This window comes from Limnothrix redekei LRLZ20PSL1 (assembly GCF_043235035.1).
In the GTDB taxonomy this organism is placed as follows: Bacteria; Cyanobacteriota; Cyanobacteriia; order CACIAM-69d; family CACIAM-69d; genus CACIAM-69d.
Window position 1 is genome coordinate 19,815 of the sequence record NZ_JAZAQF010000059.1, and the last position, 11,904, is coordinate 31,718.

At 57.0% G+C, this 11,904-nt stretch carries 13 protein-coding genes; 7 read left to right on the forward strand and 6 right to left on the reverse strand.

The genetic code is table 11. The features are described from left to right. The first annotated feature begins 62 nt into the window (after positions 1 to 62). Both VPK24_RS09785 and rseP read left to right on the forward strand, forming a co-directional pair. Positions 63 to 785: an ABC transporter ATP-binding protein gene (locus VPK24_RS09785; protein WP_393012612.1), complete on the forward strand. Its 723-nt coding sequence runs from the start codon at positions 63 to 65 to the stop codon at positions 783 to 785. A 309-nt stretch (positions 786 to 1,094) separates the two neighbouring features. After that, positions 1,095 to 2,195, forward strand: a complete 1,101-nt coding sequence (gene rseP / locus VPK24_RS09790; RefSeq protein ID WP_393012614.1) for an RIP metalloprotease RseP — start codon at positions 1,095 to 1,097, stop codon at positions 2,193 to 2,195. 206 nt (positions 2,196 to 2,401) lie between these two features. Here the strand turns inward: rseP and VPK24_RS09795 are convergent, their stop codons facing one another. Beyond that, positions 2,402 to 2,695, reverse strand: a complete 294-nt coding sequence (locus VPK24_RS09795; RefSeq protein ID WP_393012617.1) for a 2Fe-2S iron-sulfur cluster-binding protein — start codon at positions 2,693 to 2,695, stop codon at positions 2,402 to 2,404. Between the two features lie 38 nt (positions 2,696 to 2,733). Between VPK24_RS09795 and VPK24_RS09800 the strand changes: the two genes are divergently transcribed. From VPK24_RS09800 to VPK24_RS09810, 3 genes are all read left to right on the forward strand, one after another. After that, entirely contained in the window at positions 2,734 to 2,874 is a 141-nt protein-coding gene (locus VPK24_RS09800; protein ID WP_190530831.1) for a hypothetical protein, read from the forward strand. Positions 2,875 to 3,330: 456 nt separating this feature from the next. Beyond that, the gene (locus VPK24_RS09805) at positions 3,331 to 4,326 is read left to right on the forward strand and encodes a Gfo/Idh/MocA family protein (protein ID WP_393012621.1); all 996 of its coding nucleotides are present in this window, start codon (positions 3,331 to 3,333) and stop codon (positions 4,324 to 4,326) included. Positions 4,327 to 4,547: 221 nt separating this feature from the next. Next, entirely contained in the window at positions 4,548 to 5,141 is a 594-nt protein-coding gene (locus tag VPK24_RS09810; protein ID WP_393013174.1) for a CatB-related O-acetyltransferase, read from the forward strand. Between the two features lie 105 nt (positions 5,142 to 5,246). On the opposite strand, the gene VPK24_RS09815 is transcribed toward VPK24_RS09810, so the two are convergent. The 5 genes from VPK24_RS09815 to VPK24_RS09835 form a co-directional block, all read right to left on the reverse strand. Further along, positions 5,247 to 5,888 carry an LON peptidase substrate-binding domain-containing protein gene (locus VPK24_RS09815; protein ID WP_099535483.1) on the reverse strand — a complete coding sequence of 214 codons (642 nt, stop codon included), beginning with the start codon at positions 5,886 to 5,888 and terminating at the stop codon, positions 5,247 to 5,249. 107 nt (positions 5,889 to 5,995) lie between these two features. Next, on the reverse strand, positions 5,996 to 6,577 hold the full coding sequence (locus VPK24_RS09820; RefSeq protein WP_199291363.1) for a CPBP family intramembrane glutamic endopeptidase: 582 nt from the start codon (positions 6,575 to 6,577) through the stop codon (positions 5,996 to 5,998). Positions 6,578 to 6,667: 90 nt separating this feature from the next. Further along, positions 6,668 to 7,771 carry a DUF3326 domain-containing protein gene (locus tag VPK24_RS09825; RefSeq protein WP_393012626.1) on the reverse strand — a complete coding sequence of 368 codons (1,104 nt, stop codon included), beginning with the start codon at positions 7,769 to 7,771 and terminating at the stop codon, positions 6,668 to 6,670. Between the two features lie 153 nt (positions 7,772 to 7,924). Beyond that, positions 7,925 to 8,125 carry a hypothetical protein gene (locus VPK24_RS09830; RefSeq protein WP_393012629.1) on the reverse strand — a complete coding sequence of 67 codons (201 nt, stop codon included), beginning with the start codon at positions 8,123 to 8,125 and terminating at the stop codon, positions 7,925 to 7,927. Between the two features lie 218 nt (positions 8,126 to 8,343). After that, on the reverse strand, positions 8,344 to 9,624 hold the full coding sequence (locus VPK24_RS09835) for an aminotransferase class I/II-fold pyridoxal phosphate-dependent enzyme (RefSeq protein WP_099535478.1): 1,281 nt from the start codon (positions 9,622 to 9,624) through the stop codon (positions 8,344 to 8,346). A gap of 586 nt (positions 9,625 to 10,210) precedes the next feature. On the opposite strand from VPK24_RS09835, the gene VPK24_RS09840 reads away from it, so the two are divergent. Then, a complete protein-coding gene (locus tag VPK24_RS09840; RefSeq protein WP_393012632.1) occupies positions 10,211 to 10,402 on the forward strand; it encodes a hypothetical protein in 192 nt (63 codons plus the stop codon). Positions 10,403 to 11,026: 624 nt separating this feature from the next. Continuing rightward, positions 11,027 to 11,857, forward strand: coding sequence for a photosystem II manganese-stabilizing polypeptide (gene psbO / locus VPK24_RS09845; protein ID WP_393012635.1), 831 nt, complete (start codon positions 11,027 to 11,029; stop codon positions 11,855 to 11,857). Positions 11,858 to 11,904 lie beyond the last annotated feature (47 nt).

Sequence of the window (11,904 nt, forward strand, 5' to 3'; positions counted from 1 at the left end):
AAAACAAGGCATTCGCCAAAAATGGTATTACGATTAGTTGAAACTTCCACCCCTGCTCGATCGTGTCAGTTCTCCTTGAAGTCAAAGACGTATACGCTGGCTACCTGAAGGGCCTCGACATCTTACAGGGGGTAAATTTGACCCTGGCCCCCGGCGAACTGGTGGCGATCATTGGCCCCAACGGTGCGGGTAAATCCACCTTGGGCAAAACAATCGCGGGGCTGCTGAACCCCAATCGGGGCCAGATTTTGTTCCATGGCGAGTCGATCGGGCACCTGAAGGCCAATGAGGTGGTGCAACGGGGCGTTTGCTATGTGCCGCAAATTGCCAACGTGTTTCGATCGCTCACGGTCGAAGAAAACCTGGAAATGGGCGCATTCATCCTAGAACAACCGATCGGGTCGCTGAAGGAACGCATCTTCACCATGTTCCCCCGATTGCACGAGCGCCGCCACCAGCGAGCGGGCACATTGTCCGGCGGTGAGCGACAAATGTTGGCCATGGGCAAGGCCCTGATGCTGGAACCAGCGTTGCTGGTGTTGGATGAGCCTTCCGCTGCGCTTTCGCCCATTTTGGTCAACGACGTATTTGAGCAAATTAAGGCCATCAACAGCACAGGCACTTCGATTATCTTGGTTGAGCAAAACGCCCGCAAGGCTTTGGAAATGGCCGATCGGGGCTATGTGCTAGAAGCAGGGCGCGATCGCTTCACGGGGCCCGGCCGCGATCTGCTCAACGATCCAAAAGTGGCGGAACTCTACCTTGGTGGTGCTGCCGCCCACTAGGCCGCCCAATAGTTGGTTTGCCGCTCGTCCTCCCATCCCGTTGCTCTAATCACTCCTTCAAGATCCATTGGCTGTGCGATCCCCGATCGGTTACCCCAAAGAACAGCCCACAGACCCCCAACCTGGGCCTTGCACCCACAGATCTCACCAGCCTTCTATACTGAGAAATCTAGAGAGAATCTTTAACTGGATTTTCTGCGCTGGATTCTGTATGGCATCACTGCGCATTCTTCGCAGGTATCAGCCCTCATCCATTGCGTTAGCTTTCACGCATTTGCATTTTTTGCATTTCTATTGAGCAGCAAGCCTATGTCGGTATTGGTGGCGATCGGTGTATTGGCGTTGCTGGTGTTCGTTCACGAATTAGGACACTTCGCAGCGGCTCGGTTACAGGGCATTTACGCCAACAAGTTTTCCTTGGGGTTTGGGCCCGTCCTCTGGAAATATCAGGGGCCGCAAACGGAATACGCCATTCGTGCCATTCCCCTCGGGGGCTTTGTGGGCTTCCCGGATGACGACGAAGACAGCTCCATTCCCGCCGATGACCCCAACTTGATGCGCAATCGCCCGATCGCCGATCGAGCCATTGTGATTGCGGCCGGCGTGGTGGCTAATTTGATTTTCGCCTATGGAGTTTTGGCGGCTCAATATGGCTTCATGGGCGTGCCCGATGGCTTCCGCTATGAAGCAGGGGTGATTGTGCCCCAAGTGCTGGCTCCTGACAATCCGGCCGGGCGAGCCGGACTGAAGGCGGGAGACATTGTGCAGGCGATCGATGGGCAAACCCTCAACGCCGAACAAGAAAGCGTGAAGGTGTTGATGGAGCAGATCAAGGCGAGTCCTGATCGCCCTTTGATCCTGGAAGTGCAACGGGGAGCCGATCGCCTCACCCTCCGGGTCACCCCTGAGCTGGACGAAGCGGGCCAAGGGCGCATCGGTGTGCAACTGGCCCCCAATGGCCGACCGGTCTATCGCCCCGCCCACAACCTGATCGAAGTGTTGACCCTGGCGGCCGATCGGTTCCAGAACATGGTGACCCAAACCGCTGGCGGCTTCTTGACCCTGGCGGCCAACTTCCGAGAAACCGCACCCCAAGTGTCTGGCCCCGTCAAAATTATTGAATGGGGAGCCAACATCGCCCAATCCGATGCCGGGAACCTCTTTCCCTTCATGGCGCTGATCAGCATTAACCTCGCCGTCATCAACATCCTGCCCCTGCCGGCCCTGGATGGTGGGCAACTCTTTTTCCTGGCGATCGAGGCCCTGCGAGGCGGTCGGCCCTTGCCCCAGGAATTTCAAGAAAACGTCATGCAAACGGGTTTGGTGCTGCTGTTGGGCTTGGGCATTTTGTTAATCGTGCGCGACACCACCCAACTGGAATGGGTGCAACGGCTGCTGCAACAACAATAGGCTAATAGGCTCGCCCATCAGCTTGCCAATCCAATCAGCTTGCCTAGGCTAAATCAGCCAACCCAGCCCAAGGATGGGGCCCGACTGGGCCCCAAAAGCCAAAGGCTAACAACTCAGAAGCGAAAACTCAGAAGTGAAAACAAAACGGGGCCAACCATCGTCGGCCCCGTTTCGTATGAGTTGGGCATTGCTACCCGAAGAAAGGCTTAGTACAGCTCTTCTTCCTTGTGGGTTTCGATCGTGCAGTCTGAAGTGGGGTAAGCGGCACAGGTCAGCACATAGCCCGCTTCGATTTGATCGTCATCCAAGAAAGACTGATCCGATTGATCCACCGAACCGGCAGTTACCTTACCAGCACAGGTCGAGCAAGCGCCCGCACGGCAGGAGTAAGGCAGATCGAGGTTTGCCTCTTCAGCCGCATCGAGAATGAACTGATCGTCGGCGCAATCGATCACCTTTTCGCCGTCGGGAGTAATGAGCGTTACCTTGAAGGTCGCCATGGTTGTGACTCTCTCTCTCGCGTAAAAACAGGGGCGGTATGGGGCTAACGCAACGGATTAACCGGGTCAATGGCGCAGCTTGCACGGGGTTGCCAACTTGCGACCATGGGATTTTGACTGCTGACACAACAGTCGCGATCGGGAGTCTCAGTCAACGCGATCGGCGGGATGCCCACTGAACCCTTAGTTACGTTTGAGGCCACCGACAATTGAAGCCATGGGGTTAAAACATGGTTCACTTTCGGCGTAGCCAACCTCGCCTTCTGATGTTACGAGAAATTTTTATTGCTACTACGGATGAGCACAGAGATCCGAGAACGTTATTCTTAATCGTTTTTCCAGATTCGATTCTAATTACTTATACTTATTGGATATTTTTGCGAGAATCGGCGGAGTTTTTGTGGGTTCTTGGCTCAACTTAAAGTCTTGAAACCAATATTTTCAAGGCTTTCCAGGCTTATTGTTCTGAGACTGCTTCGATTTATAACCCTAGCTAAAGCTTTGTTTTGAAATAAGAAATTTTTATAAAAACACCCCGAATTGTCGGTTTTCCGGCCCTTCCGCCACCCGAAATCAGCGCTAGGAGACCAGGGCAAAAGGCTAAGATCGGGGGGCTATGTTGGTGATCTGTAGTCATGCTATTGGGTAATCCGGTGCGCGTCGGCCTGGTGGGCACGGGCTTTGTGGCAAAGTTGCGGGCAGAGGCCCTGTTGCCGGATGCACAGGGAGATTGGTTGGCGGCCAAGCTGGTGGCGGTGGCGGGTCGCACACCGGAGAAGGTGGCGGATTTTGCGGCAACTTACGGGGCGATCGCCCTGGACTCTTGGCGGGAGCTAGTCAGTCACGCGGATGTGGACTTGGTGATGGTTTGCAACACCAACGCCGAGCGAGGGGCGATCGTGCGGGCAGCCCTGGAGGCCGATCGCCACGTGGTGACGGAATATCCCCTGGCGCTGGATCCCAACGAGGCGGCGGAATTGGTGGAATTGGCCCGATCGCGCGATCGGCTGTTGCACGTGGAGCACATTGAGCTGTTGGGCGGTGTGCATCAATCGCTGCGAACTTGGCTGCCCAAAGTGGGCGAGGTGATCTCCGCTCGCTACAGCACCATCACGCCGCAAATTCCCACCCCAGGCAAATGGACTTATAACCGATCGCTGTTTGGATTCCCGCTGGTGGGGGCCCTATCTCGGCTCCATCGTCTGGTGGATGTGTTTGAAAACGTCCGCCAGGTGGGCGCTGTGGCTCGCTACTGGCCAGCGGAGGTGGAGGATTATCACGCCTGTTGGTGTGAAGCAAGGCTGATCTTTAGCAGCGGCCCGATCGCCACGGTCACCTATGGCAAGGGCGATCGATTTCACGGTTCCCAGCGGCTGTTGGAAGTGCGCGGCAGTCAGGGCACGTTGATTTATGAGGGCGATCAGGGGCAACTGATCCAAGGCGATCAGGTGACACCGCTGGAGGTGGGCGGTCGGCGGGGATTGTTTGCCCGCGACACCCACGCGGTTTTGGCCTACCTGCTGAATGGCACGCCGCTGTATGTGCGCCCGGAAGAGAGTTTATACACACTGCGGGTGGCGGATGCGGCGGCGCGATCGGCCAATACGGGCCGCCCGATCGACCTGCTCTAGAACTTGCTTGAAGCGAGTTCGACGGAACCGGTGACTATCAGCAATTGTCTATGTCCTCTTGTCCTGAATCTGTTAGCCCAGCATCTGTTAGCCCTGAATCTGTTAGCCCAGCATCTGTTAGCCCTGAATCTGTTAGCCCTGAATCTGTGAGTGCTGAGTCTTTTAGCTCTGAATCTTTCAATCCTGACTCCTGCGGCCCCGATCCGGAACAGCCCTATCCCATGCCAGGTCAAGGGCGCTTGGTTTATTTGAAGCCTTTAATTAAAAATCCTCAAATCATTGTGGGTGACTACACCTACTACGATGACCCCGCTGGGCCAGAACGCTTTGAAGCCAATGTGCTCTACCACTTTGACTTCATTGGCGACAAACTGCGGATCGGCAAATTTTGTTCGATCGCCGCCGAGTGCAAATTCATCATGAACGGTGGCAACCACCGCACCGATTGGTTCACGAACTATCCCTTCCCCGTGTTTGGCAACGGTTGGGAAGCCGCCATGCCCGACGACTGGCCCCACAAGGGCGACACGGTGATCGGCAATGACGTGTGGTTGGGCTATGGGGCGACGATTATGCCGGGGGTGCAAATTGGGGATGGGGCGATCGTGGCGACGAGGGCAGTGGTGACCCGATCGGTTGATCCTTACACAATCGTGGGTGGCAATCCGGCCCAACCCATTCGGCAGCGGTTTGATCAGGAAACGATCGCCGCGTTGCTAGAAATTCGTTGGTGGGATTGGGAGATTGCCAAAATCACCCGCAATTTGCCCGCCATCTGTGGTGGCGATTTGGCAGCGCTGCGATCGGCCCAATAGCAATAGCCCAATAACCGCCCTCGATCGGCTCATGACCATGGCTATCATGGGGCGATCGCCCAGGCTGAAAACCAGAAGCTGAAAACCAGAAACCCCTAAAAAACCTCAAGGGAGTGCGTCTTTCAGGGCCGTGCGAGCCGCCAGGTGGTTGCGCGTTGAACTCAGAATTTCGGCTTCCCGTTGCAGGCGCACCGCCGTATCTTGCATTTCCAACAGGGCCTGTTGTTCCGCCGCCACGCCATAGAGCTTGGCCGCAACCCAGTAGGACAATTCCGTGGGCAGGGTGGGAATTTCGTCCGGTAGCTCAATTTCCCGATCGGACAATTTGGCCGACAACCGCACCACGTCCTTCAGCAGGGTTTCCACTTCCCCGGCTAACCCATACAGATCATCACTGGGTGGATCATCTTGGATCCATTCCACCAAGCCAACGCGGTAGGGCTTTTCGCGCACATACTCCAACAGCCGAAAGCGTTGTTGGCCGAGGGTCAACATCTTCAGCCGGCCATCGGGTAACCGTTGATAGCGCAGGACTTCCGCACAACAACCAATGGTGGCAATTTCGCCGCTTTGCTCATCGGACATCAACACCCCAAACCGTCGATCGGTTTCCAGGATGGTGTTCATCATGATCCGATAGCGATATTCAAAAATGTGCAGCGGCAGGGGTTGTCCTGGAAACAACACGAGGTCGTTAAGGGGGAACAACGGCAGTTCACGGACGGCGATCGAGGACGGAGAACCCATCGGCAAAAAGCTGAGAGAGTGAACAAAGCCGCCGCAAACCGCAATGGCGGGCGGATGCTGGCAGCCCCTAGTCTATCGCACTGGGCGGGTACTGAACGGTTTCGCCCCTAGGCCTTGGCTCGTTGATAGTGCCAGATCAACACAGCCAATGCATTGGTGGTGATGTGGGCAATGGTGGGAACCAGCAAATTGCTCGTCCACCAAGCACTGCCGCAGAGAATGGCCCCAGTGATGCCGGCCCAAGCGGCGTAGGGCCAATGCTTGCGTCCTGCCAAATGCAGCCAACCAAAGCAAAGGCTAGATCCCAACAGGGCCAGCCAGTCAGCGCCCAAGCCGGGAAACATCACCCCCCGAAAGAACAGTTCTTCGCTGGCTCCGGGCAACAGGCCCACCCACAATGCGTCCCAAGGCAAGAGGGAAGGCATCAACCAGTTGAGATAGGCTTGGGCGCTGCGGCGATATCCGGGCCAAACTAGGGCGATCGCGCCACTGAGGCCGGTGATGGCGAGGCCTAGCCCCAGTCCGATCGCCACCCCAGTCCAAGACCAAATCACAGGCCAGCGCTGCACTTGGCCCAACCAGAGCCACAGTTGCGCCCCTCCCCAAAAGGCCAGGGCCGTGAGGGCGATCGTCATCAAAAGCTGCGATCGCTCTAGGGGTTCTAGATCCAAATCCTCAAAATCATTCACAGTGCTTGACGGGGCGGGGCGGGGATGGAGCGAGGGCAAGGGTGCATGAAAAATGGCTCTGAAGGGCGAATGAGCGGTGATGGGTGGCGCTTAATCACCAGGCCAATCAACGGTTGGCAACAACGGTGTTGGTAACAACGGCATGATCGGATCTGGTCGCAAGGCATCGGGCCAGAGGCCGGCCCGGCGGGCCGTGAGCCAACCGATCGCCTCTAAGTATGATCGCACCCGTGTGGCTCGCAAGTTCAGCGCTTCGGGGGAGACTTGCATCGCGGTGGCGTTGTCGTCCACCGCGAGGATATCGGCCCCGGCGGCGGCCCAATGCAACACGGCCGCGCCGCCACAGGCGCTGGTGGGCGTAATCACCACGTCGATCGAGTTGCGGGTGATGTCTAGGGGCTGCCATTGGGCCCAATCGCGCAGGAATTGGGGCGATCGCCACAGGCCAGCCAGCACGCAGGGCAGGAAAGTATGGCCCAATTCTTCGGCGGCCGATCGCGGGGCCAAGTCTGCCGCTGGGGGGCCGCTGACCAAGGCCGGCGCATGGGCACAGGGCACGGCAAATTCTCGCACCACCAAATGGCTAATCACCGCTTCGGCTCCGGCAATCGGATCCACGCCCCGGCCTTGACGATAGGCGGTGGTTAGGGGGGTGTCTTCGTCGGGAAAACGGGCCACCACAGCGATCGCCTCGGCTCCGGCTTCGATCGCCCGTTCCGCTGCCCTCAGCAGGCTGGCGGGTTGGGCAATGGTTCCCCAAGAGGCTCCGGAAGCGGAAATTTTGAGAGCCACTCCCAGGGGGCGATCGGTCACAATTGCCGCCATCACATCAATGCCCAAGGTGGCCCGGGCCGCGTCGGCCGCTTGCAGTTGTCGCCGTTGCAATTCCGGCTCAATGGCCCGATCCAAAATCAGAGCAATCCGGTTTTGGCGCACCGGCCGCAGCCCCCAGTCACCCGCCGCGAGGCGATCGAGCGCATAGCCTTCCACATAAAGGGTGTTGGGCAACGGCCAATAGAGCATGGCCCCGTTCAACACATTGGGATGGGTGATCAAACAATCCACCGCCGAGGCCATGGCCCGCGCCACCGGCAGCCCATCGCCTGCGTAACCCCCGATCGTTGCACCAATGCCGGTGGGAATCAGCAAGACCGCCGTAAACGGGCGAGTTCGGTCAACGATCGCAGATTGCATCAGACACAGATTGCATCAGACGTAGGACATGAAAGAGCGGCGGCTTGCCCCCCGGCCTCGCGCATTGGCCGGGTTCGAGCCGGGTCTTTGCGGGGTTCAGCCGGGAGCCAAACCAGAACTTCCGGCCTGGAGTTTAAGGCCAGGGGTGCGCCGTTAAACGTTCGACTCGATCGGGTCGCTGGTCACCATGCCCGTGGTCACAATCGCCTCCACATGGGCCAGATCATCCTCCACCTGGGTCACCGCCCAACGCAACGGCTCACCCCGTTTTTGCAATTCCGTTTCGATCGCCTGGGGCAGAACCATCGGCGACTCATTCAAGTCAATCTCAAACTCAATGAAATGGGTGGTCATAGAATTATCCAAATTGATGAGAAATCAGCAGCGGCCAGGGCAGCCCCCTAGGGCCTGTTAAGGCAAGAGCTTGGATTGATTGGCGCAAGGAGTTTTGGCCAGCAACCTTAGCCAGCAACCTTGACAACTAGTTTCGGCAAAGAATCTTGGCAAGCCGTCCCAGCAGTTGCTATCTATCCTAGGCAGCTCTTGGCCCACTGGGGCCCAACGGGGTCAACCTAGGCTGACTTGCTGGCGGCATACATAGATTCGCGCACCTGCACCATGGCATCCACCAACCGATCCATCTCGTCTTGGGTATGGAGCGCATTGGCCGTGATCCGCACCCGAGGCTTGGCAATGAACCAAATCGGAGAAACCCAAATTCCATGCTCAGCCATCAGTTGGCGGGCAAAATATTTCGGGTTCATGTCCGGCGGCAACAACACGGGCAACACATTGGTTTCGCCCATCACTTCAAAGTTGGCGGCCGTCAACCGCGATCGCAAGTAGCGAGTGTTGTCTTGCAGGCGCTTCACCAGCTCTGGATGTTGGCGCACTTGGCGAATACTCTCCAGTGCGGCGGCGGTCATTGGCGGTGGCAGGGAAATTGTCCCGATCGAGGTGGGCGACACATTCATCAGCGGCTTGAATTCCGCCACATGGGTGCTGATGGCCGCACCGGCCGAAGCCGCAAACTTCGAGAAGGTGGTCATGATCAGGGGCACAACGCCTTTGGCGATCGCATCGCTGGGCAAAATCCCAAAATGCTCATAGATGCCGCGGCCCGTGGGCCCCAGCGCGCCGCTGGCGTGGGCTTCGTCCATCAACAGCACAGAGCCGGGATAGCGACTGAGCACCTCGATCATTTCCGGCAGAGGAGCCACATCCCCATCCATCGAAAACACCGCATCCGACACCACAAAAATGCGATCGCCTGGCCGCGCATGGCGTTCCAGCTTGCGAGCCAAATCTTGCGCATCGCAGTGGCGGTAAGCCTTCACCCGCACATGGGGGCTATAGCTGAACGTTTTGCCCGATCGCGTCCGGGCGTGAGCCAAGGCCGAGATAATGCAGCCGTGGTTCAGCACGTCCGACATGATCAGGGTTTCGCGATCGTGGGTAAAACCCGGCACCTGAATGGCCAAATGGCAGAAACCATCAATCACGGCCTGCATGGCCATCCAGGCATTCATGAACAGTTGCGTGTGAGGCAAATGCTTGAAGCTGGAAATTTCATCTTCCAGTTGGCGGTGCAGATCAATCCGACCACTTAACACCGAGCAGGAACTATTCGAGGTGCCATATTGCAAAATTGAGTCGATGGCAGCCTGGCGCACGGCCGGGTTCATCGTTAACCCCAGTACGTCATTCGTACAAAAGGTCAGCACCTCGAAGCGTTCCCCCGTTGTCGCCTCCTCAATTTCGACCCAGTTGCCCTGCTTCTGGTGGCAAATATATTCATCTGGATCGAGATCGCTCTCATACCAGCGCTGGACGTACTCTTTGACGACTTCCACAGGTTTCTCCTCGCCTCAAATTGCTGGTTGCGATCGATCCTTATCCGACCCAGGGTGCGATCGCGTCGTTGCAGTCACTGCCGCAGATTTCCCGCCAAAACAGCTTAGGAGGGGTTAGGAGTCGGGGGGAATGATCCGAGTCTCCTTCCCAGTCACTGGGCAGGGTGTGGGGTTGCGATGGTTTCGGTGTATTGCGATTTGTTGCGCTCGCAAATTGCTCTTAACTGTATCTCAGTTCGCGCCTGCTCTTGCAAGGGGCAATGGATTGGTCGTGCAATTGGGCCCCTCTCTACACCCCGCGCGATCGCGCGCAACCCCTTTGGGGCAATTCTAAAGATTTGTATTCCGTAACTCTTGATACAGAAATTTGGCAGAATTTTTTATCTGCGCTACTCTCAGAAGTAGGACAACGGCCTGAAACCGACCTTGATTTCTGACCCAGCAGAGCCAGTAACCAAGGCCCGATCGGGCCAGGGATTGCCGCCGACCCAGCGCAATGCCTGCATCGCCCTCCAACAGTCCGGGAGTTAATCAACGGTTGTTGTCGCTATAACCCTCAATCAGTTCTTCCTCGGAGGTTGCTCCCATGTCTAGTCTCGACCGCGCTCGTGCCCTGATGACCCAACGTCACCATGCCGTTAAGCACCGTCATCAATCCCTGCTAGGCCGCGCTAGCGTCACGATGGGCCTGACCACCGATGCGGCCAATCGCCTGACCCACATCCAAGGCAAGTTGGTTAGCGATAGTTACGATCGCAGCCCGGCCACCATGAGCTAGGTAAACGTCAATGTTCCGGGCGATCGGTTGACCGACTAATCGACTGATCGCCTAGTCCTGATGCAGACCCAACCCACCAGCCCCCTGCTCCACAACAGGGGCGATTGAGGGAACCACCGGGTCAAGCATAGAACCAAACACCAAATCAGCAGCGGGGCCGGATGTTTAAATCTGGCCCCGCTGCGCTTGGGGGCTTGGCTCAGAAACCAGCTTGGGGACGGTGTCCTTGGGTGATGATCGAAAGCGATCGATCAAATCAGCGAAATCGATTGGGCGGTCGCTGAGGCGTGTAGAATGCTCTATTGGGACGCTTGGCTTGGTATATCCAGCGATCGTTGGGATTGATTGAGATTGATTGTTTTCTCAATTAACCCCAAAATTCGGATGCCTAGTGGCGTGGTGTTGCGCTGTAGATCGCTTGCTCAAGCGGATTCTTCGGGTGATTTCACGCGGGCCATCTAGAAAACCTTGGACAGCGGGCTTGGGTTTAGTAACTGCCCGATCGGGTAGCCTGCTTGCCCCTTACGGTCGTGACCCCTCGCCGATCGCTGCCACGAGACTTGTCCCAGTCTTCTTCTAATATTCCTTGAGACCTTAGCAAGACTTTAGAGATTGAGGTTCACCATGCGATACAAAGCTTTGATCGCCGCGCTTCTGGCCCTGTGCCTGAGTGTGCTAACGGCGGCCTGCGGCGATGCCTCAATGGCCAGCGATCGCCCCCTGACCTACGAAGAAATTCGGAACACCGGTCTGGCGAATAACTGCCCTGATGTCGATACCGTCACGCGCGGTTCGATCGCCCTTGAAGCAGGTAAAAATTACAGCATTCAAGCCCTGTGCCTACAGCCCCTTAATTACTACGTAAAAGAAGAAGGCCTTAACAAGCGCAGAGAAGCGGAATTTGTGGAAGGCCGCTTGCTGACCCGCAAAACCAGCTCCCTCGACCAAATTCAAGGCTCCCTGACCGTGAACAGCGATGGCTCGCTGGTCTTCACCGAGGAAGATGGCTTTGACTTCCAGCCTTCAACCGTGCTGCTGCCCGGTGGCGAAGAAGTGCCCTTCCTGTTCACGATCAAGCAACTGGTGGCCACCAGCCAAGCCGGTCAAGCCGCCATCACCTCTTCCACCGACCTGAAGGGTCAATTCCGCGTTCCCTCCTATCGTGGTTCCACCTTCCTGGATCCGAAGGGTCGTGGCTTGGCTAGCGGCTATGACAATGCCGTGGCGCTGCCCGCTGATGCTGACAGCGACGAACTGGTGAAAGAAAACGTCAAGAAATACGACATCGGCACGGGTAGCATCTCGCTGCAAGTGTCGAAGGTGGACGCTGACACCAACGAAATTGCCGGCACTTTCGTTAGCTACCAACCCTCGGATACCGACATGGGTTCCAAGAAGCCGAGCGACATGAAGATTGTCGGTCGTTTCTATGCCCGTGTGGATAGCGATGCCTAGGCCATAACAAAAGACAAAGGGGATATGCAGGGCCAGCGCTGGGCAGG

Coding starts and splice junctions, on each gene's coding strand:
- rseP (WP_393012614.1), top strand. CDS start 1,095: ATGTCGGTATTGGTGGCGATCGGTGTATTGGCGTTGCTGGTGTTCGTT.
- VPK24_RS09795 (WP_393012617.1), bottom strand. CDS start 2,695: ATGGCGACCTTCAAGGTAACGCTCATTACTCCCGACGGCGAAAAGGTG.
- VPK24_RS09800 (WP_190530831.1), top strand. CDS start 2,734: ATGGGGCTAACGCAACGGATTAACCGGGTCAATGGCGCAGCTTGCACG.
- VPK24_RS09805 (WP_393012621.1), top strand. CDS start 3,331: ATGCTATTGGGTAATCCGGTGCGCGTCGGCCTGGTGGGCACGGGCTTT.
- VPK24_RS09810 (WP_393013174.1), top strand. CDS start 4,548: ATGCCAGGTCAAGGGCGCTTGGTTTATTTGAAGCCTTTAATTAAAAAT.
- VPK24_RS09815 (WP_099535483.1), bottom strand. CDS start 5,888: ATGGGTTCTCCGTCCTCGATCGCCGTCCGTGAACTGCCGTTGTTCCCC.
- VPK24_RS09825 (WP_393012626.1), bottom strand. CDS start 7,771: ATGCAATCTGCGATCGTTGACCGAACTCGCCCGTTTACGGCGGTCTTG.
- VPK24_RS09830 (WP_393012629.1), bottom strand. CDS start 8,125: ATGACCACCCATTTCATTGAGTTTGAGATTGACTTGAATGAGTCGCCG.
- VPK24_RS09840 (WP_393012632.1), top strand. CDS start 10,211: ATGTCTAGTCTCGACCGCGCTCGTGCCCTGATGACCCAACGTCACCAT.
- psbO (WP_393012635.1), top strand. CDS start 11,027: ATGCGATACAAAGCTTTGATCGCCGCGCTTCTGGCCCTGTGCCTGAGT.